Source organism: Streptomyces sp. NBC_00539 (assembly GCF_036346105.1).
Taxonomy (GTDB): Bacteria; Actinomycetota; Actinomycetes; order Streptomycetales; family Streptomycetaceae; genus Streptomyces.
Window position 1 is genome coordinate 5,238,851 of the sequence record NZ_CP107811.1, and the last position, 25,350, is coordinate 5,264,200.

Here is a 25,350-nt window from a genome sequence, read left to right on the forward strand (position 1 = left end):
AGGGTTGGGCCAAGGGTGGCCGCGGGTACGTTCCGCGGGCCCTCATCGGGGCGGGTAGAAGGAGAGGGGACAGCGCGTGACGGTCAACATGACCAAGGGTCAGGCCATCAGTCTGGAGAAGCGGGGCGGGGGCAGCCTGACCGCGGTCCGGATGGGCCTCGGCTGGCAGGCGGCCAAGCGCCGCGGCCTGTTCGGCTCGCGGACCCGCGAGATCGACCTGGACGCGTCGGCGGTGCTCTTCGCCGACAAGCAGCCGGTGGACGTGGTGTTCTTCCGGCACCTGCAGAGCGACGACGGCTCCGTGCGCCACACCGGCGACAACCTCGTCGGCGGCGTCGGCCAGGGCGGGGACGACGAGGCGATCCTCGTGGACCTCCAGCGCGTGCCGGTCCACATCGACCAGATCGTCTTCACGGTGAACTCCTTCACCGGGCAGACCTTCCAGGAGGTGCAGAACGCCTTCTGCCGCATCGTCGACGAGACCAACGGCCAGGAACTGGCCCGGTACACCCTCGACGGCGGCGGCGCGTACACCGCGCAGATCATGGCGAAGGTGTCGCGCGTCGGCGCGGGCTGGCAGATGACGGCCCTGGGCAACCCGGCGAACGGCCGGACCTTCCAGGACCTGATGCCGGCGATCCTGCCGCACCTGTAAGAAGCACGCAGGACGCCTGCAGGCAGCCTGCAAGAGGCGGCGCCCACGGGCGCGGACGGCCAACAGCACAGAGCGCACGGGACAGAAGGCACGGGGGAGGGCTGCACGATGACGGCCGAATTGGTCCGGGGGCAGAACCACCCCCTGTCCCGGCACCAGGTGGAGATCAGGGTCACGGCGGGTACCCCCGTACTGGCCCTGGTCTCGGCCGGAGACGACGAGGGCCGACTGCCCGGTCCCGAGGCGCTGGCGCACCCCGGCGCCCGGGTCCTTCCGGGGCTCGAGGCACCGGGGGCGGCGGCCGAGCGGCACCGGTTCCCCCTGGACCTCGACGCCGTGGGGGCGGCCGTGCACCGGGTCCGCGTGGTGCTCGCCCTGCCGCCCGGCGGACCGGCGCGCTTCGGCGCGGTCCCGGCGCCGCACGTGGCGGTGGCCGGACCCGACGGCGCCGAGGCCGCCGCCTACACGATGACGGGGCTGGACCCGGAGAGCGCCGTCGTCGCCCTGGAGCTGTACCGCAGGCAGGACGCCTGGAAGGTCCGCGCCGTCGGCCAGGGCTATGCCGAGGGGCTGGGCGCCCTGCTCGCAGACGCCGGACTGCCCGGCCCGGCCGCCACCGCACTGGCCGCGGCGGCCCTGGCGGTGGACACCCCCCTGGTGACGGCCGCACCCGCCGCACCGCGCGACCTGCCCGGCCGGGACGCAGACCCGGCCGCAGCCCCCGCGCCGACGGCCATCGACTACGCGCACCCGCGCCGGCGTCGCACCACCACCGAGCCGCCCGAGCCGGCGCCCGCGCCCGAGGCTCCCGAACAACCCGGGACGGCGCCGCGCCCCGTCGCGGGGGACGCCAGCGGCTGGTCCATGGAGGAGCGGCTCTACAACCAGGTCTGGGGCATGTTCGAGGACCTGGCGCGCACGGTGGCCGCCTACCGCAGCGCCGTCGACTTCGCCGACTCCCGGCTCGACCGGGAACTGGACGACGCCCTGTCCGACCCCCGCGCCCGCCTCGCCGGCAACGCGGCGCGGGACGCCGCGCGCGCCCGCCGTGACGAACTCGTCGCCCGGGCCCAAGCCGTGCTCGACCGGGACCTCGCCCAGCTGCGCGCCGAGTCCGAGGTCGTCGAACCCGCGCTGCCCGCCGCGTACGCCCGCTGGGACAACCCCGTGTGGCACGGCGCGGGCGCGCCGGACGAAGACCCGCTCGCGCTGCGCCTGGGCGACCTGAGCCTGCCCGAGGCGCCGGGCCTGCGGGTGCCGATGCTGATGCGGCTCCCGCTGGAGCGCGGCCTGTGGATCGACAACGGCCGTACCGGCTCCGAGGCCGCCATGACCATGGACACCGACCGGCTGCGCCGTCTCGCCATGGACATGGCCGTGGCGCACGCGGTGCGGCTGCTCGCCGTCCACCCGGGCGGCCGGTTCTCCGTCCACGTCATCGACGCGGCCGGGGCCGGGGCCGCCGCCCTGGCGCCCCTCGTCCGCTCGGGCGTGCTGGCCGCCCCGCCCGCCGCGGGCGCGGCGGGCGTCACCGAGACCCTGGAGCGGCTGACCCGACGGGTGGACCTCGTGCAGATGGCGGTGCGCGCCGGGGCGCCCGAGGAGCTGCCCCCGGATGTGGATCCGGCCGACCAGCTGCTGATCGTGCACGACTTCCCGCACGGCTTCGACGACCGCGCCGTGACCCGGCTGCGCTACCTGGCCGACGAGGGGCCGTCGGTCGGCGTGCACCTGCTGATGGTGGCCGACCGCGACGAGGCCTCGGCGTACGGGCCGTTGCTCGACCCCCTGTGGCGGGCGCTGATGCGCCTGTCGCCCGTACCGGACCACCACCTGGCCGACCCGTGGGTCCACCACGCCTGGACCTTCGAACCGGACCTTCCGCCGCAGCACAGCGCGGTCCTGGACCGGGCGCTGGAGCAGGCGGTCCAGCGGATGGGGGAGGCGCGGCGCGGCGCCCGGCCCTGAGGTGCGTCCGGCCCGAGGTGCCCGCCCTATGCCCTGCGGTGTACCCGGCCTGCGGTGTACCCGGTCCGGCCATGACCTCCGGGTGACCCTTCGCTGACCTTTTCTTGGGTTCCTCTTTACCTTCACCCCCTCCGGCGGCTAACCTGGGAAGCGCGGAGGGGAGTATTCCTGCTTTCCTGCTACGGCGTGCCCGTCAATACGGACCCTGCCCGGTCAAGGGACCGGAGCCGGTCCCGGGGCGTCGGCCCGCGGCCTCCAGGCCGCCCGGGTGGAAGAGACCTCCGGCAGCGATGACGCTGACGCAGTGCTGAGCCATCCCGCCGGAGGCGTGTAGACAATGGACGTTTCAACGACCCTCTGGGTGCTGACCATCTTGGGTCTCGGCATCCTCATCGGAGCCGACTTCCTCATCGGCCGCAAACCCCATGACGTGACCATCAAGGAAGCCGGCATCTGGACGGTCGTCTGGATCGTCCTCGCCGTGCTCTTCGGTCTCGGCCTGCTGTTCTTCGGCAACGGCCAGGCCTCCCAGGAGTTCTTCGCGGGCTTCGTCACCGAGAAGTCCCTGAGTGTGGACAACCTCTTCGTCTTCGTCCTGATCATGGCGAAGTTCGCCGTGCCGTCCCACCTCCAGCAGCGCGTCCTGCTGGTCGGCGTACTGATCGCCCTGGTGCTCCGCGCGGTCTTCATCGCGGCCGGCGCCGCGATCATCGCGAGCTTCTCGTGGATCTTCTTCCTCTTCGGCGCCTTCCTGATCTACACCGCCTGGAAGCTGATCCAGGAGGCGCGCAAGGACGAAGAGGAGGAGGAGTTCGAGGAGAACCGCCTCCTCAAGTCGGTCGAGAAGAAGTTCGGCGTCGCCGACAGGTACCACGGTACGAAGCTCTTCATCCGCAGCAACGGCAAGCGCGTCCTGACCCCGCTGATGGTCGTCATGCTCGCCATCGGCACCACCGACGTGCTGTTCGCCCTCGACTCGATCCCCGCGATCTTCGGCCTCACCCAGGATCCGTACATCGTCTTCACCGCCAACGCCTTCGCGCTGATGGGTCTGCGCCAGCTGTACTTCCTCATCGGCGGCCTGCTCAAGAAGCTGGTCCACCTCAGCTACGGCCTGTCCGTCATCCTCGGGTTCATCGGCGTCAAGCTGCTGCTGCACGCGCTGCACGAGTCGGGGGTGCACGTCCCGCAGATCTCCATCCCGGTCTCCCTGGGCGTCATCTGCGGTGTCCTGGCCGTCACCACGGTCACCAGCCTGATCGCCTCCAAGAAGCAGGCGGCCGCCGAGGAGGCCGCCCGCCCGCAGAGCGTCGACGCCTGATCCCCGGCGGCTACACGGGGGCGGCCGCTCCGGCCGCCCCCTCCTGCGTACCCGCGCCCGGGGCCGCGGCCGGCCCCGCGACGGCGGGGTTCGTCTCCGGCAGGAGCGCGAAGCAGGCCAGGCTCACCAGGGCCATACCGCTCAGGTACAGGGCCACGCCCCACGGCGGGCCGGCGCCGTCCGCCAGCGCCGTCGCCACGATCGGGGTCAGGGCGCCGCCCAGCACGCCGCCCAGGTTGTAGCCGACGGCCGCCCCGGTGCACCGCACGTGCGGGGCGTACAGCTCGGGAAGGTACGCCCCCACCACCGCGAAGGTCGTCACCATGCCCAACAGGCCGCCCAGTAGCCCCAGCGTCATCAGCAGCGGATCCGACGTGCACAGCAGCGCGACGAAGGGCGGCATCCACACCGCGCAGACCGCGCAGCCGGTCAGGCACAGGGGCTTGCGGCCGTAGCGGTCGCCCAGCACCGCCAGCAGCGGGGTCAGCAGGCCCTGGAGCACGACGGCCGTCATGATGCAGGCCAGCACCACCGTGCGGTCCACCCCGAGGTGCCCCGTCGCGTAGGCCAGGGACCAGGTGGTGGCCGCGTAGAAGACGGCGTATCCGCAGGCGAGGGCGCCACCGGTCAGCAGGAGCAGCCGCCAGTGACCGCGGACCACGTCGGACAGCGGTGCCTTCGCGCGCCGCCCGGTCTCCGCGAGCGCCCGGAACTGCGGGGTCTCCTCCACGGAGCGGCGCAGCCACAGCCCGGTCAGGGCCAGCAGCCCGGCGGCCCAGAACGGCACCCGCCAGCCCCAGGCGGTGAACTGCTCCTCGGTCAGGGCGGCCGACAGGGCCAGCACCATCCCGTTGGCCAGTACGAAACCCACCGGCGGCCCCGTCTGCGGGAAGCTCGACCACAGCCCGCGCCGGCCCGGCGGGGCGTGCTCGGCGGTCAGCAGCACCGCGCCGCCCCACTCGCCGCCCAGCCCGAGCCCCTGGAGGAAGCGCAGCAGGAGCAGCAGGACGGGCGCGGCCGTGCCGATGGAGGCGTAGGGGGGCACGCAGCCGACCGCCACGGTGGCCAGGCCGGTGAGCAGCAGCGAGCCGAGCAGCACGGGGCGGCGCCCGTAGCGGTCGCCGATGTGGCCGAAGACGGCGGAGCCCAGGGGGCGGGCGAGGAAGCCGACGCCGAAGGTGCCGAAGGCGGCGAGGGTCCCGGCGAGGGGTGAGAAGGACGGGAAGAAGAGCGGGCCGAGCACCAGGGCGGCGGCCGTGCCGTAGACGAAGAAGTCGTAGAACTCCACGGCGGTCCCGGCGAGGGAGGCCAGAGCGAGCCGCGGCATCGAGGGGGAGCGGCCCGGGGAGGGGTCTTGTTGCATGGTGCAGCAATTACCCCGCCCCGGGGACGAAGGGCGCGCGTCCGGCCATGATCGACCGGAAGGAGTGCTCGCGCGCCCCGTGTTGACCCGCCCCGCAGGTGAGTGCGGTACTACCAGCCGCGCTCGCGCCACTCGGCCAGGTGGGGCCGCTCGGCGCCGAGCGAGGTGTCGTTTCCGTGGCCCGGGTAGACCCAGGTCTCGTCCGGCAGGCGCGCGAAGAGCTTCTCCTCCACGTCGTCGAGCAGCCGGACGAAGGCCTGCGGGTCGCCCCAGGTGTTGCCGACGCCGCCCGGGAACAGGCAGTCGCCGGTGAACACGTGCGGGTGCCCGTGCGGGTCGTCGTAGACCAGCGCGATCGAGCCGGGGGTGTGCCCGACCAGGTGGCGGGCGGTCAGCGTGACCCGCCCCACCGTGACCGTGTCGCCGTCCTCGACCAGGACGTCGGTCGGGACCGGGATCCCCTCGGCGTCGTGCGCGCCCGCGTACGTCCGCGCACCCGTCGCCTCGACCACGGCCGCGAGCGCGCCCCAGTGGTCGCCGTGGCGGTGGGTGGTGACGACGGAGGCGATGCCGTCGTCACCGATCAGGCCCAGCAGCGTGTCCGCCTCGGCGGCCGCGTCGATCAGCAGCTGCTCGCCGGTGGCCCGGCAGCGCAGCAGGTAGGCGTTGTTGTTCATCTCGCCCACCGCGACCTTGGAAATCATCAGGTCCGCGAGTTCGTGCACGTCGGCAGGACCGCCGACCTTGACCGCTCCGCTGTACGTCATGACCCGATCCTAGAGCGGGGGGAGGGCCGGCAGGGCCCCGCCGTCGACGGTCAGGCGGGCGCCCTTGGACTCGCGGCCCGCGAGCCAGCCCAGGAGCTCGGCCGGCGGCCCGGTCAGGGTCACGGCCTCACCTGCGGCGGAGCCGGTGTGCCAGACGCCGTCGTCATGGGGCGTCCGGAGGGTGACCGGCGGTACGTCCGGGCGTCCGGCCCAGCGGTCGGCGAGGAACGCGATCTCGCGCCGGGTGAACTCCTCGGGCAGGTCCGCCAGGCCGTAGCCGGCGTCCAGGTCCACGTGGTGCAGCTCCACCTCCACGAGCCGGCGGAACGGCACGTTGGAGGCGAGGTCGGTGACGCCGCCCCGCAGCTCGACGGTCTGCGACCAGTCCTGGACGGCGTCTGTGACGGCCTGGAAGCGGTCCGCGGAATTACGGACGTCCTCCAGCTGTTCCACCAGGAGCCTGCCCGAACCGCTCTCGATGTCCGCGTCCCGTGCTTCGGCGCTCGCGTACATCGGCCGGCCCTCGAGGACGTTGACGAGGGCGTCGGCGTTGCGGGCGAGGTGGGCCAGCACGTGGCCACGGGTCCAGCCGGGCAGATGTGACTGCTCGGCGAGGGCGGCGTTGTCCAGTTTCGCGACCGCGGTCAGCAGCCGCTCCGTGGCTTCACGTACAGATCGCAGGTCGTGCACATGATCAGTCATAGGGCCGAGCCTAGTGCGCGCGGGGCGTCGGCCACACGATCGGGTGAAGCCGTCTTGCGCGTGCCGTAAATCGAATGCGCGTGCTATACGCTCGGAAGTCAAGCACCACCCCACCGCTAAGGCGCCCCCCATACCCTGGGACGGGGGCCCGTGCCCCCCGCTCTCTCAAGAAAGGTGCGGACCGGCGTGACCGACCGTCTCATCGTTCGTGGCGCTCGCGAGCACAACCTGAAGAACGTCTCGCTCGACCTGCCCCGCGACTCCCTCATCGTCTTCACCGGACTCTCCGGCTCGGGCAAGTCCTCCCTGGCCTTCGACACGATCTTCGCCGAGGGCCAGCGCCGCTACGTCGAGTCGCTCTCGTCCTACGCCCGGCAGTTCCTCGGGCAGATGGACAAGCCCGACGTCGACTTCATCGAGGGCCTCTCCCCGGCCGTCTCGATCGACCAGAAGTCCACCTCGCGCAACCCGCGCTCCACCGTCGGCACGATCACCGAGGTCTACGACTACCTGCGCCTGCTGTTCGCCCGCATCGGCAAGCCGCACTGCCCCGAGTGCCGCCGTCCGATCTCGCGCCAGTCGCCGCAGGCGATCGTCGACAAGGTGCTCGGGCTGCCCGAGGGCAGCCGCTTCCAGGTGCTCTCGCCGCTGGTGCGCGAGCGCAAGGGCGAGTTCGTCGACCTCTTCGCCGACCTCCAGACCAAGGGCTACAGCCGCGCCCGGGTGGACGGGCAGACGATCCAGCTCTCCGAGCCGCCCACGCTCAAGAAGCAGGAGAAGCACACCATCGAGGTGGTCATCGACCGCCTCACCGTCAAGGACTCCGCCAAGCGCCGGCTCACGGACTCGGTGGAGACGGCCCTCGGCCTCTCCGGCGGCATGGTGATCCTGGACTTCGTCGACCTCGCCGAGGACGACCCCGAGCGTGAGCGGATGTTCTCCGAGCACCTCTACTGCCCGTACGACGACTTGTCCTTCGAGGAGCTGGAGCCGCGCTCCTTCTCCTTCAACTCCCCCTTCGGCGCCTGCCCCGAGTGCACGGGCATCGGCACGCGCATGGAGGTGGACCCCGATCTGATCGTTCCGGACGAGGACAAGTCCCTGGACGAGGGCGCGGTCTCCCCGTGGTCGCTCGGCCACACCAAGGACTATTTCCAGCGGCTGATCGGTGCGCTCGCGGCCGAGCTGGGGTTCCGTACGGACATCCCGTGGGCCGGGCTGCCGCAGCGCGCCAAGAAGGCGCTGCTGTACGGCCACCGCACCCAGATCGAGGTCCGCTACCGCAACCGGTACGGGCGCGAGCGGGCGTACACGACCGCCTTCGAGGGCGCCGTGCCGTTCGTCAAGCGGCGGCACGCGGAATCCGAGAGCGACGCGAGCCGAGAGCGCTTCGAGGGCTACATGCGCGAGGTGCCCTGCCCGACCTGTGAAGGCACGCGGCTCAAGCCGATCGTGCTCGCGGTGACGGTGATGGAGAAGTCCATCGCCGAGGTCGCCGCGATGTCGATCAGCGAGTGCGCCGACTTCCTGGGGCAGATGCGGCTCGACGCCCGCGACAAGAAGATCGCCGAGCGGGTCCTCAAGGAGGTCAACGAGCGGCTGCGCTTCCTCGTGGACGTCGGCCTGGACTACCTGTCGCTGAACCGCGCCGCCGGCACCCTCTCGGGGGGCGAGGCCCAGCGCATCCGGCTGGCCACGCAGATCGGCTCCGGTCTGGTGGGCGTGCTGTACGTACTGGACGAGCCCTCCATCGGCCTGCACCAGCGGGACAACCACCGGCTGATCGAGACCCTCGTGCGGCTGCGCGACATGGGCAACACCCTGATCGTGGTCGAGCACGACGAGGACACCATCAAGGTGGCCGACTGGGTCGTGGACATCGGTCCGGGCGCGGGCGAGCACGGCGGCAAGGTGGTGCACAGCGGCTCCCTCAAGGACCTGTTGAAGAACAACGAGTCGATGACGGGGCAGTACCTGGCGGGCAAGCGGTCCATCCCGCTGCCGGACGTGCGGCGTCCTGTGAACGGGGAGCGGAAGCTGACCGTCCACGGCGCGAAGGAGAACAACCTGCGGGACATCGACGTGTCCTTCCCGCTGGGCGTGCTCACGGCCGTGACCGGTGTGTCCGGCTCCGGCAAGTCGACGCTGGTCAACGACATCCTGTACACGCACCTGGCGCGCGAGCTGAACGGCGCCCGGTCGGTTCCGGGCCGGCACACCCGGGTCGAGGGTGACGACCTGGTCGACAAGGTCGTGCATGTGGACCAGTCGCCGATCGGGCGGACCCCGCGGTCCAACCCGGCGACGTACACCGGTGTCTTCGACCACGTGCGCAAGCTGTTCGCGGAGACGATGGAGGCGAAGGTGCGCGGCTACCTGCCGGGCCGCTTCTCCTTCAACGTCAAGGGCGGCCGGTGCGAGAACTGCTCCGGTGACGGCACGATCAAGATCGAGATGAACTTCCTGCCGGACGTCTACGTCCCGTGCGAGGTGTGCCACGGCGACCGGTACAACCGGGAGACGCTGGAGGTCCACTACAAGGGCAAGTCCATCGCCGAGGTCCTGAACATGCCGATCGAGGAGGCCCTGGACTTCTTCGAGGCGGTGCCGACGATCGCGCGGCACCTGCGGACGCTGAACGAGGTGGGGCTCGGCTACGTCCGGCTCGGCCAGTCGGCGCCGACGCTGTCGGGTGGTGAGGCGCAGCGCGTGAAGCTGGCGTCGGAGCTGCAGAAGCGGTCGACGGGCCGGACGGTGTACGTGCTGGACGAGCCGACGACGGGGCTGCACTTCGAGGACATCTCGAAGCTGATCAAGGTGCTGTCGGGACTGGTGGACAAGGGGAACTCGGTGATCGTCATCGAGCACAACCTCGACGTCATCAAGACGGCGGACTGGGTCGTCGACATGGGTCCGGAGGGCGGTTACGGCGGCGGCCTCGTCGTCGCCGAGGGCACGCCGGAGCAGGTCGCCTCCGTGGGAGCCAGCCACACGGGCAAGTTCCTCCGGGACATCCTGGGCGCGGACCGCATCTCGGACGCCGCCCCGACGGCGACGCCGGCCCGCAAGCGGGCCCCGGCCAAGAAGGCGGCCGCCCCGGCCAAGAAGGCGACGCCCCCCGCGAAGAAGGCGGTGGCCAAGGCCCGCAAGGCGTAGGGGCGAACCCGGCGGGGCCGGCTGACAGCCGGCCCCGCCGGCGCTTCAGGACGCCACGCCCACCGCGCGGTCGAAGGTGGCCGGGTCCGTGAGGGAGGCCAGCAGGGCGTCCGCGACGTCCGCGCGGGGGATGGTGCGGGCGCCGGGGACGTTGGCGCCGATGACCCGGCGGTAGCGCCCGGTCCCGGGCCGGTTCAGCAGGCGCGGCGGTCGGACCACCGTCCACCGCGTACCGCTCGTACGTATCACCGTCTCCATGACGGCCAGGTCCGCGTACAGGTCCCGCAGCGCCCGTCGCAGCAGCGGGAGGAAGACCTTCCGGGCCAGCACCCCGTCCTGCGGCACGTCCGGTCCCACCGGAGCCGCGCTGACCGCCGCGAGGCGGTCCACCCCCGCCCGGTCCATGGCCGACACGATGGCCCGCAGCGCCGGACCGGTGACCGGGTTCAGCCGCGCCTGCTTGTTGCTCGGCGAGCCCAGCGCCGAGATGACCGCCGACCGCCCGGTGAGGACGGGTACCAGCGCCTCCTCGTCCGTCAGGTCGCGCACCACCGCCACCCGGAGCCGTTCGTGCGCCGGCACCGGCAGCCGCGCCGGGTCGCGGACCACCGCCGTCACCTCATGGCCGGCATCGAGGGCCTGGCGGACGACCTCCAGGCCGACGCCGCCCGTGGCTCCGAACACCGTGAGTTTCATGACCGGCTCCCGCCTCCCCGTGGGTGGGTGAGTATTCACTCACCCCTGAACACCCTTAGAGTGAGTGAATGCTCACCTCGAAGTCAAGCCGTCCCACCCCCGAGCGGCTGCTCGACGCGGCGGAGACGCTCATGCGCACCGTCGGCCTGGCCAACACCACCACCAAGGCCATCGCCCGCGAGGCGGGCTGCTCGGAGGCCGCGCTCTACAAGCACTACGCCAACAAGGAGGAACTTTTCGTACGCGTCCTCATGGAGCGCACGCCCAACGCCGCGCCGCTCATGGCCGAGCTCGGGGCGGAGCACGACGAACGCCCGGTCGAGGAGGGCCTCCTCGCCATCGCGCGCCACGCCTCGCTGTTCTACGCCGACGCCATGCCCATGGCCGCTTCCCTCTTCGCCGAGCCCGCCCTGCTGACCCGGCACCGCGAGGGCGTCCAGCAGATCGGCACCGGGCCCCACGTCATCCGCGACGCCCTCGCCGGGCACCTGCGCCGCGAGCGCGAGCGCGGCAGGCTGCGCCCGGACGCCGATCCCGAAGCCGCCGCCGCGCTGCTGCTCGGCGCATGCTTCCAACGGGCGTTCTTCCTGCACTTCTCGGGAGAGGAAGTGGTGCGGCCGGTCGAGGAGTTCGCCTCCTCCGTGGCCGGCACCCTCTGGGCCGCTATGCGCTGAGCTCCGCCGCGTACGGGGGTTCCGCTCCCGCCCGGGTGCAGGTCAGCGCCGCCGCACGCGCCGCGTAGGCCAGTACGTCCGGCCAGTCCACGCCCCGCAGGGCCGCGTCCGGCCCGCCCGCCGACCCGCTGACGCCCGCCCCCGTCAGGCGGTGCAGGAGTGCCGCGTTGACGGTGTCGCCGGCGCCGATCGTGTCGGTGACGGTCACCGGACGGGCCGCCACCGTGTGCTCCGCGCCCTCCCGCGTCCATGCCGTGAGTCCGGCGGCGCCCCGGGTCAGCACCACCGCCGAGGGCCCCGCAGCCAGCCAGTCGCAGATCCGGCCGCCGAGCCACGCCGCGTCCTCCTCCGAGAGCTTCAAGACACAGACGTACGGGAGCATGCGCAGGAAGCGCTCGCGGTACGCGCCCGGGTCCGCGATCAGCGCCGGGCGGATGTTGGGGTCGAGCAGGGTCAGCAGCCCGCGCCCGGACTCCCGGCGCAGCAGGGCCTCGTACGCGCTCGCGCCGGGCTCCAGCACCAGCGAGCAGGTCCCGAGCGCGAGGGCCCGTGCAGCGGAGGGGAGCGCGGGCGGCAGGCTGAACAGCCGGTCGGCCGTGCCCTCGACGTAGAAGCGGTACGCGGCCGAGCCGTCCGGTGCCAGCGAGGGCACGGCGAGCGTCGTCGGCTCCGGCCCGCGCTGCACCAGCGAGAGGTCCACCCCGGCGGCCCGCAGCCCGGCCAGCAGGCTCTCGCCGAACCCGTCGGCGGAGACCCTGGAACAGAAGGCGACCCGCTCACCGAGCCGCCCCAGCGCCAGCGCGGTGTTGTACGGCCCGCCGCCCGGCCGGGGCGCGAGGGCGCCCGGCGGCTCCGCGAGGGGCACCAGGTCGATCAGGGCTTCTCCACCGACGACGATCACGCGGGGAAAGTACCCCATCGGGCGGCGGTATCGTCGGGTGGGCCCGGCCGGCCGCCGGCCCCCACGACACCAGGAGCACCGCATGTCCGCGTCCCCGCCCGCCGCCCGCCGCACCGTGCTCAAGGGCGCGGCCGCCCTCGCCGGGGCTGCCGGCGCCGGACCGGCCCTCGCGGCCTGCTCCCCCGGGGCGAGCGGCGCGGCGGGCTCCCCGGCGGTCCCGGCCGAGCCGGTCGAGCTCGGCGCGGTCGCGGAGGTCCCGGTCGGGGGCGCGAAGCTCTACCGGGAGCACAAGCTCGTCGTCAGCTGCCCGGCGGAGGGCCGGTACAAGGCGTTCAGCGCCCAGTGCACGCACGCGGGCTGCATCCTGGACAAAATCGTCGAAGGGCAGGGCAACTGCCCCTGCCACGGCAGCCGCTTCGACGTGAGCACCGGCAAGGTGCTGCGCGGCCCGGCCGCCGACCCGCTGTCGCCGGTCCCCGTCAAGGCGGAGGGCGGCAAGCTGATCGCCGGCTGAGTGCGAAGGGCGGCCGGGCGCACGGCCCGGCTCAGTCCCAGTCCCAGGCGATGCCCAGGATGCCGCGCCGGACCGACTCCTCCACGAGGTGCACGGCCCGGTGGCGCCCGCTCGGGGTCAGATCCGCCAGTGCGGTGCGCGGCGCGCCCGGGCTGCTGCGGGCGAAGCGCCGGCAGCGCACCGGCAGCGCCGCCTCGTCGAAGCGGACCTGGAGCACGTACTGGCCGCCGGTGTAGGTGAACCCGCGTACGTACTCGGTGCAGCGGCCGCCCGTGCCGTCTTCGAAGCCGTAGCCGAAGAGGTACGTGTCGCCGCTGCGCAGCCGGGCGTCGAAGAGCAGCTCGGCGACCATCACCCCGGCCTCGCGGTGCCACCGCACCCGGCCGGTCCGGCAGTTCTCGCCCGCGCGGACCCGGATCCGCTCGGGGTCGCAGCCCGGGTCGCCGTGGTGGACGGCGAGGTAGCGGTCGACGCCGTCGCGGTGGGCCCGTACGACGTGCTGCGAGGCGCGGTCCAGCAGCTCGCCACCCGCGCCGACGCGCACCCGCTCGTGGTGGCCGACCGTGTGGAGGCCGCCGTCGGCGGGCAGTTCCAGGCCGGCCAGCAGCTCGTCCACCGCGGCACCCGCGCTGACCAGGGCCCGGTACGAGCGGGCGGGCGGACGGTTGGGGGCGGACCGGGCGCCCTGGGGTGCGGACAGCAGTCGCAGTAACGTTCCCTCGGGCAGTTCCAGGATCTGCTCCAGGGCGCGTACGGCCCTCAGCGACTCGGGCCGCTGCGGGCGCCGGGCGCCCTGCTGCCAGTAGCTGAGGCTGGTCACGCCGACCTTGATGCCCTGGGCCGCGAGCCGGTGCTGCACCCGGTGCAGGGGCAGGCCACGGGCGGTGAGCGCGGCGCGCAGCGCGAGGTGGAAGGGGCCGCCGCGCAGCAGTCGCGGCAGGTCCGGGTCGCTTTCGGGGCTCGGCGGCACCGGTCCTCCCTCCTGTGAACGTTCACGTGTGGCGGGGCGGGGGACCGCGCCGGTGACGTCTGTGGTCCAGGTGACGGGACGGCCGCCGTTCACACCGGCGCCCCGCCGTTCACACCGCGATGTCACCGTGCATTGAAGCCTGTTGACCTGATCGCGACAACACCCTGATGCTCCCCTCAGCGTCCGGACGCGCTCCTCCATCCCCACTCCCCCCCACGGGAGGAACGCGATGCGCAACCCCAACCGGCGGCTTTCCCTGGCCGCCTTCCTCACCGCCCTGCTGTTCGCACTGCCCGCCGGCACCGCCACCGCCGCCGATGCCGGCACGGAATCCGCACTGTCCTACAACCGCCTGGACATCACGATGCAGGCGCAGCAGAAGACCAACTGGTGCTGGGCCGCCTCGGGCAACACCATCGCCACCTGGTTCGGCCGCAACTACAGCCAGAACCAGTTCTGCAACGCCGCCTTCAACCGCCAGCAGGGCACGGAATGCCCCAACAACCAAGCCACCTTGGGCAACGTCCAGACCGCCCTGCGCTGGGCCGGCATCAACTCCGGCTCGTACGTCACCGGATGGCTCCAGTACTCGACCGTCCAGAGCGAGATCAACGCCAACCGGCCGGTGGAGACCCGCATCCAGTGGTCCAACGGGGGCGGTCACATGCACGTCCTGTACGGCTACGACACCGCCAGCAGCTGGGTGTACTGGGGCGACCCCTGGCCCTCCAACAACCGCTACAACTGGGCCTCCCACGCCTGGTACGTCGACAACAGCACCTTCTCCTGGACCCACTCCCTCTACCGGATCGGAGCGTGACCGCGTGAACGCCGACCAGTTGCGTACCGCCGCCGTCGCGGTCCTCGCCACCGCCGCCGCCTGCCTGGCGCTGGCACCCCAGGCGCAGGCGGCCCCCGTGCCGCAGCCGCAGTCCGCTACCGCCGAGGTCAAGGCGGCGGCCGGACAGGCGGCCGCCGCGCCCGCGACGATGGCCACCCTGTCCCGGTTCTTCGCGCGGGAGGGCAAGGTCGCGGTGACCGCCGCGCAGCCGCGGGTGGAGGGCGAGGCGATCGGGGTGAACTACCTCTCGCCGGACTTCGTGGCCGGCAAGGCCGGGGCGCCGGTCGCCCGGCTGGAGTTCCTCGCCAGCAAGGCGGTCTCCTCGGACGGTCAGCAGGCCGCGCTGTGGACGGCGCGGACGGAGGCCGGATGGCAGGTGGTGAACATCGCCACCGGCGACGACGAGTTCCGCTACGCGCGGCTCGGCGCGGAGAAACTGCCGGGCGGGACGGTGTTCCGGGAGCCGCAGATCGACGCGTGGTACGTGGCCCGGGGAGCGGAGGTGTTGCCGCTGGACGAGGACGCGGAGCGGGCCGTCGGCGCCGGGGGAACGAGCCTGGCCGCGTACCGGGCGCGGGTCGCCCGGGCGTACGGGGACAAGCTGCCGGGATCGGCGTACGCGAAGGCCGGTAAGGCCGGGGGCTACGCGGGTGGCTCCGCCGGCAGCTCCCCGGACATCCCGGCCGGTGCCGCTGCCGGGGGCCTGGCCTTGGCGGGGGCCGGAGTCGGCGCCCTGATCCGCCGCCGCCGGGCCCTGCGCCCCTAGTTCCGCCGGGCCCTGGGCCCCCAGCCCCGCCGGGCCCTGCCGCCCCGCCAGGCGGCAGGGCTCGGCGGGGCCCGCCCAGGCCCCGTCCCGCTGCCCGGCCCCCCGGGACGGGGGGTGCGAGCCCGGCCGGGTCGGGTGCGGCGCCCTGGCCGGGCCCGCTGCGCGGCCAGGGCCCTCCCCGCCCCTTCCCGAAACCGGCGGCGAGCCCCCGGCCCCCCGGTCGTGCGCCCCCGAGCCCCCGACCGCCGCGCGCGCAGGGCGGTCGGGGGCTCCGCCCCGTCCCGCCTCCGGCGGCAAGCCCCCGCGGCCCCGCCCTCCCCGGGACGGCCGCCCCGCGCCCGCCCGCGCCCGCCCGCCCGCGCCCGCCCGGGCCCGTCCGCCCGGGCCCCCGCCCCGGCCCGTCATGCCGGGCAGGCGGTGCGGCAGGGGCCCGGGGGCCGTTCACGGCGGGGCGGGGGAACGTTCCCGGCCGGGGTGCCCCCGGGATCCGGTGCAGCAGCCCCGGCCGGGGGAGAGGCGTGGGGGTGGGTTGTCCGTCGGCGACAGTAGGGTGGTTGGCATGGCCGACCCCTCCAGCTACCGCCCCCAGCCGGGGCAGGTCCCCGAGTCCCCGGGCGTCTACAAGTTCCGCGACGAGCACCGCCGGGTGATCTACGTCGGGAAGGCCAAGAGCCTGCGCCAACGCCTGGCCAGCTACTTCCAGGACGTCGCGAACCTGCACCCCCGTACCGCCACCATGGTGACGACCGCCGCCTCCGTCGAATGGACCGTCGTCTCCACCGAGGTCGAGGCGCTCCAGCTCGAATACTCCTGGATCAAGGAGTTCGACCCCCGGTTCAACGTCAAGTACCGGGACGACAAGAGCTACCCCTCCCTCGCCGTGACGATGAACGAGGAGTACCCCCGGGTCCAGGTCATGCGCGGCCCCAAGAAGAAGGGCGTGCGCTACTTCGGGCCCTACGGCCACGCCTGGGCGATCCGCGAGACCGTCGACCTGATGCTCCGGGTGTTCCCCGTGCGGACCTGCTCCGCCGGGGTGTTCAAGCGGTCCGCCCAGATCGGCCGGCCCTGCCTGCTCGGCTACATCGGCAAGTGCTCCGCCCCCTGCGTCGGCCGCGTCACCCCCGAGGAGCACCGCGAACTCGCCGGGGACTTCTGCGACTTCATGGCGGGACGCACCGGCACCTACCTCTCCCGCCTGGAGAAGGACATGCACGAGGCGGCCGAGGAGATGGAGTACGAGAAGGCCGCCCGGCTGCGCGACGACATAGGGGCCCTGCGCCGGGCCATGGAGAAGAACGCCGTCGTGCTCGCCGACGCCACCGACGCCGACCTCATCGCGGTCGCCGAGGACGAGCTGGAAGCCGCCGTGCAGATCTTCCACGTGCGCGGCGGCCGGGTCCGCGGCCAGCGCGGATGGGTCACCGACAAGGTGGAGGCCGTCGACACGGCGGGCCTGGTCGAGCACGCCCTCCAGCAGCTGTACGGCGAGGAGAAGGGCGAGGCCGTCCCCAAGGAGGTGCTGGTGCCCGCCCTGCCCGAGGACACGCCGGTGCTCGGCCAGTGGCTCGCCGAGCGGCGCGGTTCGCAGGTCAGCCTGCGCATCCCACAGCGCGGGGACAAGAAGGCCCTCATGGAGACCGTCCACCGCAACGCGCAGCAGTCCCTCGCCCTGCACAAGACCAAGCGGGCCGCCGACCTCACCACCCGCTCCCGCGCCCTGGAGGAGATCGCCGAGGCCCTGGAGCTGGACGGCGCGCCGCTGCGCATCGAGTGCTTCGACATCTCGCACCTCCAGGGCGACGACGTCGTGGCCTCCATGGTCGTCTTCGAGGACGGTCTGGCCCGCAAGAGCGAGTACCGGCGCTTCCAGATCAAGTCGTTCGAAGGGCAGGACGACGTCCGCTCCATGCACGAGGTGGTCTCCCGGCGCTTCAGGCGCTACCTCCAGGAGAAGTTGAAGACGGGCGAGTGGTCCCCGGAAGACGGGGAGACGAACGGCCCCGAAGAGGACGACGGGCGCCCCAAGCGCTTCGCGTACCCGCCGCAGCTCGTCGTGGTCGACGGCGGCCGGCCGCAGGTCACCGCAGCCAAGCGGGCCCTGGAGGAGCTGGGGATCGACGACGTGGCGGTGTGCGGCCTCGCCAAGCGGCTGGAGGAGGTGTGGCTGCCCGGCGAGGACGACCCGGTGGTGCTGCCCCGCACCAGCGAGGGCCTCTACCTGCTCCAGCGGGTGCGTGACGAAGCCCACCGCTTCGCCATCCAGTACCAGCGCAACAAGCGCGGAAAGCGGTTCAAGGCGGGCCCGCTGGACGAGGTGCCCGGTCTCGGCGAGAGCCGCAAGCAGGCCCTGATCAAGCACTTCGGTTCGGTGAAGAAGCTGAGAGCGGCGACAATCGACCAGATCTGCGAGGTCCCCGGCATAGGCCGCAAGACGGCCGAGACCGTGGCCGCCGCGCTCGCCCAGGCCGTCCCCGCCCGTCCTGCCGTCAACATGGCGACAGGAGAGATCATCGAAGACGAGTCCGAACGGGGGACAACGCCATGACCGAGCGACCGGCGAACGACCACGCGGCGAACGAAGCCGCGGCGAACGCAGCTGACCAGAACGACACCGAGTACGACCGAGACGGAGCACAGGTGAGTACGGGCACGACAGTGGAGCCCGGCGAGACCGCCGAGGCGGCCATCCCCGAGCTGGTGATCATCTCCGGGATGTCCGGGGCCGGCCGCAGTACCGCGGCCAAGTGCCTGGAGGACCTCGGCTGGTTCGTCGTGGACAACCTCCCGCCGGCGCTGATCCCCACCATGGTGGAGCTCGGCGCCCGCTCGCAGGGCAACGTGGCGCGCATCGCCGTCGTCGTGGACGTCCGCGGCCGCCAGTTCTTCGACGCCCTGCGCGAGTCCCTCGCCGACCTGGAGTCCCGCGGGGTCACCCGCCGCATCGTCTTCCTGGAGTCCTCCGACGACGCGCTGGTCCGCCGCTTCGAGTCGGTCCGCCGCCCGCACCCCCTCCAGGGCGACGGGCGCATCGTCGACGGCATCGCCGCCGAGCGCGACCTGCTGCGCGAGCTGCGCGGTGACGCCGACCTCGTCATCGACACCTCCAGCCTGAACGTGCACGAGCTGCGCGCCAAGATGGACGCCCGGTTCGCGGGTGACGAGGAGCCCGAGCTGCGGGCCACCGTCATGTCCTTCGGCTACAAGTACGGCCTCCCCGTCGACGCCGACCTCGTCGTCGACTGCCGGTTCATCCCCAACCCGCACTGGGTCCCGGAGCTGCGCCCCTTCACCGGGCTCAACCCGGAGGTGTCGGGGTACGTGTTCAGCCAGCCCGGCGCCAAGGAGTTCCTCGACCGGTACACCGAGCTGCTCCAGCTCATCGCCACCGGCTACCGCCGTGAGGGCAAGCGGTACGTGACCATCGCGGTCGGCTGCACGGGCGGCAAGCACCGCAGCGTGGCCATGTCCGAGAAGCTCGCGGCCCGCCTCGCCTCCGAGGGAGTAGAGACCGTCGTCGTCCACCGGGACATGGGGCGCGAGTGACCGGACGCTCCCTGCGCCTGCGCCGCCTGCGCCGTCTCGCCCCCGGCCGGGGTGAGGACGGCGCGGGCCGCACCGGGCGCCGCGCCGCCGCCAAGGTGGTCGCGCCCAAGGTCGTCGCCCTCGGCGGGGGCATGGGCCTGTCGGCCTCCCTGGCCGCGCTGCGCCGGATCACCGGCGAGCTCACGGCCGTGGTCACCGTCGCCGACGACGGCGGCTCCAGCGGCCGGCTCCGCGAGGAGCTCGGCGTGCTGCCGCCCGGGGACCTGCGCAAGGCGCTGGCCGCGCTGTGCGGGGACGACGAGTGGGGCCAGACCTGGGCCCGCGTCATCCAGCACCGGTTCCAGTCGGCGGGGGACCTGCACGAGCACGCGGTCGGCAACCTGCTGATCGTCGCCCTGTGGGAGCAGCTCGGCGACCCCGTGCAGGCGCTCGACCTGGTCGGCAAGCTGCTCGGCGCGCAGGGCAGGGTGCTGCCGATGTCGGCGGTCCCGCTGGAGCTCCAGGCACTGGTCAAGGGCCACGACCCGGCGCGCCCGCAGGACGTGGACACCGTGCGGGGGCAGGCCACGGTGGCCCTGACCCCGGGCGAGGTGCTGTCCGTACAGGTCGTCCCCGGCGATCCGCCGGCCGTGCCGGAGGCGGTCGCGGCCGTGCTCGACGCGGACTGGGTGGTGCTCGGGCCGGGGTCCTGGTTCTCCTCGGTGATCCCGCACCTGCTGGTGCCGGAACTGCTCGACGCGCTGATCACGACGAAGGCCCGCAGGGTGCTGTCGCTGAACCTCGCGCCGCAGCCCGGTGAAACAGAGGGCTTCTCTCCGCAGCGTCATTTGGAGGTTTTGGCCCGACACGCCCCTAAACTCGCCCTGGACGTGGTGTTGGCCGACGAGGCCGCCGTGCCCGACCGCGAGTCCCTGGCCGATGCCGCAAAACGGTTCGGCGCCGCGGTCGAGCTGGCGCCCGTGGCCAGGCAGGACGGGGCTCCGAAGCATGATCCGGAGCTGCTGGCCGCCGCGTACGACCGTATTTTTCGGATGCATGGAAGGATCGGCCCATGGCGATGACGCCCGCGGTGAAGGATGAGATCTCCCGCCTCCCCGTCACCCGGACCTGCTGCAGGAAGGCCGAGGTCTCGGCGATCCTTCGGTTCGCGGGCGGGCTGCACCTGGTGAGCGGCCGCATCGTCATCGAGGCGGAGCTCGATACCGGCATCGCCGCCCGGCGCCTGCGCAAGGACATCCTGGAGATCTTCGGGCACTCCTCGGACCTGGTGGTGATGGCCCCGGGCGGGCTGCGCCGCGGCAGCCGCTTCGTCGTCCGGGTCGTGGCCGGCGGGGACCAGCTGGCCCGCCAGACCGGCCTGGTGGACGGGCGCGGCCGCCCCATCCGGGGTCTGCCCCCGCAAGTGGTCTCCGGGGCCACCTGCGACGCCGAGGCGGCCTGGCGCGGCGCCTTCCTGGCCCACGGCTCGCTCACCGAGCCGGGCCGGTCCTCCTCCCTGGAGGTCACCTGCCCGGGACCGGAGGCCGCCCTGGCCCTGGTGGGCGCCGCCCGCAGGCTCTCGATCGCCGCGAAGGCGCGCGAGGTGCGCGGGGTGGACCGGGTCGTGGTCCGCGACGGCGACGCGATCGGCGCGCTGCTGACCCGGCTGGGTGCCCACGAGTCGGTTCTGGCGTGGGAGGAGCGGCGGATGCGGCGCGAGGTGCGCGCCACCGCCAACCGCCTCGCGAACTTCGACGACGCCAACCTGCGCCGCTCGGCGCGGGCCGCGGTGGCCGCCGGAGCGCGCGTGCAGCGCGCGCTGGAGATCCTCGGCGAGGAGGTCCCCGAGCACCTCGCCGCGGCCGGCCGGCTGCGCATGGAGCACAAGCAGGCCTCCCTCGAGGAGCTGGGCGCGCTCGCCGACCCGCCGCTGACCAAGGACGCGGTCGCGGGCCGGATCCGGCGGCTGCTGGCGATGGCCGACAAGCGGGCGCAGGACCTGGGCATCCCGGGCACGGAGTCGAACCTCGACCTCAGCGAGGAACTGGCCGACAACATGGCCGGCTGAACCCCCCTCGGCCCTCGGGCCGGTCTCCGTACGGAGCAGGGAAGACAGGGGCCCGCACGGGTGATCGTGCGGGCCCCGCGTCGTACGCCCCATTGACATGGGCATGGGCGATCGTGAGCCTGGCTCCCAACGCTTTCGTGGCAGACGACGCCCAGGGGGGCACATGAGGCACCGCGCGAGATCGATCCTCGCCGCTAGCGCACTCGTCATCGGAACCACACTCGCCGCCTCACCCGTAGCGGCGCACGCCCGGCCCGCGGCGGACGGCGGAGCCGGACCGGCCTCCGACGAGGTCCGGGTCTACGACGCCGACCTCACCAAGGAACAGATCCCGCTCGTCCTCGCCGCCGGCCAGGACGCCCACGAACTGGCCGCGCACCCGCCCGAGAGCGGGACGGCGAAGGCCGAACTGTTCCTCACCGCGGGGCAGGCAGGGGGACTCGCCGCACAAGGCGTCAAGATCGCCGAGCGCAAGACCGCCCCGAGCGCCCGCGCCGAAGCCCCTGGGGACGGCGTCTTCCGCCCGTACAGCGGCAAGGGCGGCCTCCAGGAGGAGATCCTCGCCACCGCGCGGGCCAACCCGTCCCTCACCAAGGTCGTCTCCATCGGCAAGACCGTCCGGGGCAAGGACATCCTCGCCCTGAAGGTCACCAAGGACGCCAAGAAGACCAAGGACGGCGCCAAGCCCTCGGTGCTCTACATGTCCAACCAGCACGCCCGCGAGTGGATCACCCCCGAGATGACCCGGCGGCTGATGCACCGGACGCTGGACACCTACGGCAAGGACCAGCGCATCACCAAGCTGGTGGACTCCACCGAACTGTGGTTCCTGCTCTCCGCCAACCCCGACGGCTACGACTACACGCACGCCCCCGACGGGCAGCGGCTGTGGCGCAAGAACCTGCGCGACAACGACGGCGACGGCAAGATCACCGCCGTCGACGGGGTCGACCCGAACCGGAACTTCGCCTACAGGTGGGGGTACGACGACGAGGGCTCCTCCGAGAGCCCGTCGAGCGAGACCTACCGCGGCCCGAAGGCGAACTCCGAGCCCGAGACCGTCGCCCTGGACGCCTTCGAGAAGCGCGTCGGCTTCGCGTACGCGATCAACTACCACTCGGCCGCCGAGCTGCTGCTCTACGGGGTGGGCTGGCAGGTCGCCACCCCCACCCCCGACGACGTGGCCTACAAGGCGCTCGCCGGCACCCCCGAGCACTCGGCCATCCCCGGCTACTACCCCCAGGTGTCCTCCGAGCTCTACACCACCAACGGCGAGGCCGACGGCCACGCGGCCAACGTCAACGGCGTCATGATGTTCACGCCGGAGATGAGCACCTGCCAGACGGCGTCCGCCGTCGATCCCGGCGACCGGTGGAAGCCCGAGGACTGCCGGTCCGTCTTCAACTTCCCCGACGACGAGAAGCTCATCCAGGCCGAGTTCGCCAAGAACGTCCCCTTCGCGCTGTCGGTCGCCGAGAGCGCCGCGCACCCGGACCGGCCGGTGTCCTCCGTCGGCCTGAGCGCCGCCGACTTCACCGTGGACCCCTTCACCACCTCCTACGTGCAGCGCGGCGAGGACCAGACCGTCTCCGTCACCGCCCGCAAGGCGCTGCGGGACAAGCAGCTCAAGTTCCGCGTCAACGGCGGCCGCACCCACGACGACGGGCTCAAGGCCTGGAAGGGCGGCGAGGTCTACGGCGGCGACGACAACAACTGGTTCGACGAGTACCGGGCCAAGGTGGACGGCGCCGAGCCGGGCGACAAGGTCGAGGTCTGGTTCACCGGCCGCGACCGGGGCAGGGAGATCTCCAGCGAGCACTTCACCTACACGGTGGCCGAACGGCCGCGCGACGCCGACGTCCTCGTGATCGCCGAGGAAGGCGCCAAGGCCACCCACGCCGAGGAGTACGTCGCCGCCCTGCGCGCCAACGGCAAGAAGGCGGCCGTCTGGGACGTCGCCACCCAGGGCGTCCCGCACCACCTCGGGGTGCTCTCCCACTTCCGCACGGCCGTCCACTACACCGGGGCCAAGAGCCCCGGCGGCGACACCCAGCTCGCGGTGCGCGACTTCCTCAACGAGGGCGGCAAACTCATCGAGGCCGGCGAGCTGGCGGGCGGCAACGCCCAGGTCGGCCGCGCCGCCACCGACGACTTCAGCCAGTACTACCTCGGCGCCTACGGCCGGGCCGACGTCAGCGGGCCCACCGCCTTCACCGGCGCGGGCGCCCTCAGCGGAGCCAAGGCAGCCCTCGGGAACGCGGCGGACAACCCGCTGGACCACCCCGGTTCCTACTCCGTGACCTCGCAAACCCTGCCACCGGCGCGGTTCCCGCAGTTCAAGAGCGCGCAGGCGGGCCAGTACGACGGGGTCGTGAACCCGTACGCCCCCTACGCGGGCACCGGGATGGCCTCGGCCACCCACGAGGACAACGAGTGGAAGCGGCTGACCCGCACCATCGACCTCACCGGCGTCACGGCCGCCGACCGGCCGCAGCTCAAGGCGGCCCTCAACTGGAACACCGAGCCGGGGTACGACCACGCCGTCCTGGAGGCGCACACCGTCGGGGCGGAGGACTGGACCACGCTGCCCGAGGCCGGCGGCCTCAGCAGCACCGCGGTCCCCGCCGAGTGCGAGGCCGGGTTCTTCATCAACGGACACCCCTTCCTGCGCCATTACCTCGACCTGACGGCCGGCGGCTGCACGCCGCACGGCAGCAGCGGGGCGTGGAACAGCTTCACCGGCTCCTCGGGCGGCTGGAAGCAGGTCTCCTTCGACCTGAGCGCCTACGCCGGAAAGTCCGTCGAGGTCTCGCTGTCCTACATCACCGACGGCGGGGCGGGCGGCCGCGGCGTCTTCGCCGACGAGGCGAGGCTGAACGTCGGCGGGGCGGACCGGGCCGTCGAGGGCTTCGAGACCTCGCTGGGGGCGTGGACGGCGCAGGGCGCACCGGCCGGGAGCCCCGTCGTCCCGGGTGATTGGTACAGGTCCGGGGAGCTCTTCAAGTCCTACGCCGCTGTCACTACGCGTGACACGGTCCTGCTCGGATTCGGCCTGGAACACGTCCCGACGGCGTCCGACCGTGCCGTACTCGTCGGTAGGGCACTCCGTTCACTGAACCACTGATTCCAGGCTTAGCGGGCCCTCACTCCGGGTAACGGGGACAAGGTCCCAGAGGTCCCGTGCCGGCACGTCCGGCACGGGGCCTCGCGGTGTCATTCCTGGGAAGCAGGGGAGTGTCAGCCGTCGGCCGATGTCACTCAGAAGCTCACGGAGAGGTAGGGTCGTAAGCGGTCGGGGACATCCCATACAGCTCGCCGGGGGACTTTTACCGGCGCACCAACGAGGAGATCGGTTCGTGACGATCCGCGTAGGCATCAATGGTTTTGGTCGTATTGGCCGCAACTACTTCCGGGCGCTCCTTGAGCAGGGAGCGGACATCGAGATCGTCGGTGTCAACGACCTGACTGACAACGCCACTCTGGTGCACCTGCTCAAGTACGACACCATCCTCGGCCGCCTCAAGGCCGAGGTCTCCCACACCGACGACACCATCACCGTCAACGGCAACACCTTCAAGACGTTCGCCGAGCGCGACCCCGCCAACCTGCCCTGGGGCGAGCTGGGCGCCGACATCGTCATCGAGTCGACCGGCATCTTCACCAAGAAGGCCGACGCCGCCAAGCACATCGCGGCCGGCGCGAAGAAGGTCCTCATCTCGGCCCCGGCCAAGGACGAGGACATCACGATCGTGATGGGTGTCAACCAGGACAAGTACGACGCGGCCAACCACCACGTCATCTCCAACGCCTCCTGCACCACCAACTGCGTGGCACCGATGGCCAAGGTCCTCGACGAGAACTTCGGCATCGTCAAGGGCATGATGACGACGGTCCACGCGTACACCAACGACCAGCGCATCCTCGACTTCCCGCACTCGGACCTGCGCCGCGCCCGTGCCGCCGCCGAGAACATCATCCCGACCTCGACCGGTGCCGCCAAGGCCACCGCGCTGGTCCTCCCGCAGCTCAAGGGCAAGCTGGACGGGATGGCCATGCGCGTGCCGGTGCCGACGGGCTCGGTCACCGACCTCGTCCTGGAGCTCTCCCGCGAGACCACCAAGGAAGAGATCAACGCGGCGTTCCAGAAGGCCGCCGAGGGTCAGCTCAAGGGCATCCTCGACTACACCGAGGACGCGATCGTCTCCTCCGACATCGTGAACTGGCCCGCGTCCTGCACCTTCGACGCGTCCCTGACGATGGTTCAGGACGGCAACCAGGTCAAGGTCATCGGCTGGTACGACAACGAGTGGGGCTACTCCAACCGCCTCGTCGACCTGACGGTGTTCGTCGGCGGTCAGCTCTGATCGTCACGGCAGGCAGCACGATGTGAGGCACAGGGTCCGAGTGGCGCAACGAGGCGCCGCACGGGCCCTGTGGCTTGTCTCGTACCCTCTCACCCAGGT

General features: G+C 72.3%; 20 protein-coding genes. 14 read left to right on the forward strand and 6 right to left on the reverse strand.

Annotation, left to right across the window (positions count from 1 at the left end):
• The first annotated feature begins 76 nt into the window (after positions 1–76).
• The 3 genes from OG861_RS23500 to OG861_RS23510 all read left to right on the forward strand — a co-directional run bounded on the left by OG861_RS23500 (position 77) and on the right by OG861_RS23510 (position 3,944).
• The gene (locus OG861_RS23500; RefSeq protein ID WP_329194328.1) at positions 77–655 is read left to right on the forward strand and encodes a TerD family protein; all 579 of its coding nucleotides are present in this window, start codon (positions 77–79) and stop codon (positions 653–655) included.
• 108 nt (positions 656–763) lie between these two features.
• Positions 764–2,623: a TerD family protein gene (locus OG861_RS23505; RefSeq protein WP_329194326.1), complete on the forward strand. Its 1,860-nt coding sequence runs from the start codon at positions 764–766 to the stop codon at positions 2,621–2,623.
• A 337-nt stretch (positions 2,624–2,960) separates the two neighbouring features.
• Positions 2,961–3,944 carry a TerC/Alx family metal homeostasis membrane protein gene (locus OG861_RS23510; protein ID WP_329194324.1) on the forward strand — a complete coding sequence of 328 codons (984 nt, stop codon included), beginning with the start codon at positions 2,961–2,963 and terminating at the stop codon, positions 3,942–3,944.
• A 10-nt stretch (positions 3,945–3,954) separates the two neighbouring features.
• Here the strand turns inward: OG861_RS23510 and OG861_RS23515 are convergent, their stop codons facing one another.
• The 3 genes from OG861_RS23515 to OG861_RS23525 form a co-directional block, all read right to left on the reverse strand.
• Complete coding sequence (locus tag OG861_RS23515) at positions 3,955–5,271, reverse strand: MFS transporter (protein ID WP_329202106.1); 1,317 nt, start codon at positions 5,269–5,271, stop codon at positions 3,955–3,957.
• A 146-nt stretch (positions 5,272–5,417) separates the two neighbouring features.
• Positions 5,418–6,074: an MBL fold metallo-hydrolase gene (locus OG861_RS23520; RefSeq protein WP_329194322.1), complete on the reverse strand. Its 657-nt coding sequence runs from the start codon at positions 6,072–6,074 to the stop codon at positions 5,418–5,420.
• A gap of 9 nt (positions 6,075–6,083) precedes the next feature.
• On the reverse strand, positions 6,084–6,776 hold the full coding sequence (locus OG861_RS23525; protein ID WP_330261855.1) for a maleylpyruvate isomerase family mycothiol-dependent enzyme: 693 nt from the start codon (positions 6,774–6,776) through the stop codon (positions 6,084–6,086).
• A 186-nt stretch (positions 6,777–6,962) separates the two neighbouring features.
• On the opposite strand from OG861_RS23525, the gene uvrA reads away from it, so the two are divergent.
• The gene (uvrA, locus tag OG861_RS23530; protein WP_329194318.1) at positions 6,963–9,932 is read left to right on the forward strand and encodes an excinuclease ABC subunit UvrA; all 2,970 of its coding nucleotides are present in this window, start codon (positions 6,963–6,965) and stop codon (positions 9,930–9,932) included.
• 45 nt (positions 9,933–9,977) lie between these two features.
• Here uvrA and OG861_RS23535 read toward each other — a convergent pair whose 3' ends face one another.
• The gene (locus OG861_RS23535) at positions 9,978–10,628 is read right to left on the reverse strand and encodes an NAD(P)-dependent oxidoreductase (protein WP_329194316.1); all 651 of its coding nucleotides are present in this window, start codon (positions 10,626–10,628) and stop codon (positions 9,978–9,980) included.
• A gap of 68 nt (positions 10,629–10,696) precedes the next feature.
• Here OG861_RS23535 and OG861_RS23540 point away from each other — a divergent pair, with 68 nt between their 5' ends.
• Entirely contained in the window at positions 10,697–11,302 is a 606-nt protein-coding gene (locus OG861_RS23540) for a TetR/AcrR family transcriptional regulator (protein ID WP_329194314.1), read from the forward strand.
• On the opposite strand, the gene OG861_RS23545 is transcribed toward OG861_RS23540, so the two are convergent.
• Positions 11,292–12,203, reverse strand: coding sequence for a carbohydrate kinase family protein (locus OG861_RS23545; RefSeq protein WP_329202104.1), 912 nt, complete (start codon positions 12,201–12,203; stop codon positions 11,292–11,294). The two genes, OG861_RS23540 and OG861_RS23545, sit on opposite strands and share 11 nt — an antisense overlap.
• An 82-nt stretch (positions 12,204–12,285) precedes the next feature.
• Here OG861_RS23545 and OG861_RS23550 point away from each other — a divergent pair, with 82 nt between their 5' ends.
• Positions 12,286–12,717 carry a Rieske (2Fe-2S) protein gene (locus OG861_RS23550; RefSeq protein WP_329194312.1) on the forward strand — a complete coding sequence of 144 codons (432 nt, stop codon included), beginning with the start codon at positions 12,286–12,288 and terminating at the stop codon, positions 12,715–12,717.
• Between the two features lie 31 nt (positions 12,718–12,748).
• Here OG861_RS23550 and OG861_RS23555 read toward each other — a convergent pair whose 3' ends face one another.
• The gene (locus OG861_RS23555) at positions 12,749–13,687 is read right to left on the reverse strand and encodes a hypothetical protein (protein WP_329194310.1); all 939 of its coding nucleotides are present in this window, start codon (positions 13,685–13,687) and stop codon (positions 12,749–12,751) included.
• A 229-nt stretch (positions 13,688–13,916) separates the two neighbouring features.
• Here OG861_RS23555 and OG861_RS23560 point away from each other — a divergent pair, with 229 nt between their 5' ends.
• From OG861_RS23560 to gap, 8 genes are all read left to right on the forward strand, one after another.
• On the forward strand, positions 13,917–14,507 hold the full coding sequence (locus tag OG861_RS23560; protein WP_329194308.1) for a papain-like cysteine protease family protein: 591 nt from the start codon (positions 13,917–13,919) through the stop codon (positions 14,505–14,507).
• Positions 14,508–14,511: 4 nt separating this feature from the next.
• The gene (locus OG861_RS23565) at positions 14,512–15,294 is read left to right on the forward strand and encodes a hypothetical protein (RefSeq protein WP_329194306.1); all 783 of its coding nucleotides are present in this window, start codon (positions 14,512–14,514) and stop codon (positions 15,292–15,294) included.
• 559 nt (positions 15,295–15,853) lie between these two features.
• The gene (uvrC, locus tag OG861_RS23570) at positions 15,854–17,842 is read left to right on the forward strand and encodes an excinuclease ABC subunit UvrC (protein ID WP_330261856.1); all 1,989 of its coding nucleotides are present in this window, start codon (positions 15,854–15,856) and stop codon (positions 17,840–17,842) included.
• On the forward strand, positions 17,839–18,840 hold the full coding sequence (gene rapZ / locus OG861_RS23575) for an RNase adapter RapZ (protein WP_329194302.1): 1,002 nt from the start codon (positions 17,839–17,841) through the stop codon (positions 18,838–18,840). Before uvrC ends, rapZ begins: the two co-directional genes overlap by 4 nt.
• The gene (locus tag OG861_RS23580; protein ID WP_329194300.1) at positions 18,837–19,901 is read left to right on the forward strand and encodes a gluconeogenesis factor YvcK family protein; all 1,065 of its coding nucleotides are present in this window, start codon (positions 18,837–18,839) and stop codon (positions 19,899–19,901) included. Before rapZ ends, OG861_RS23580 begins: the two co-directional genes overlap by 4 nt.
• Complete coding sequence (gene whiA / locus OG861_RS23585) at positions 19,892–20,887, forward strand: DNA-binding protein WhiA (RefSeq protein ID WP_030237199.1); 996 nt, start codon at positions 19,892–19,894, stop codon at positions 20,885–20,887. The genes OG861_RS23580 and whiA overlap by 10 nt, the downstream gene beginning before the upstream one ends.
• A 163-nt stretch (positions 20,888–21,050) precedes the next feature.
• Entirely contained in the window at positions 21,051–24,011 is a 2,961-nt protein-coding gene (locus tag OG861_RS23590) for a M14 family metallopeptidase (RefSeq protein ID WP_329194295.1), read from the forward strand.
• Positions 24,012–24,243: 232 nt separating this feature from the next.
• Positions 24,244–25,251, forward strand: coding sequence for a type I glyceraldehyde-3-phosphate dehydrogenase (gap, locus tag OG861_RS23595; protein WP_329194293.1), 1,008 nt, complete (start codon positions 24,244–24,246; stop codon positions 25,249–25,251).
• The last annotated feature ends 99 nt before the right edge of the window (positions 25,252–25,350 follow it).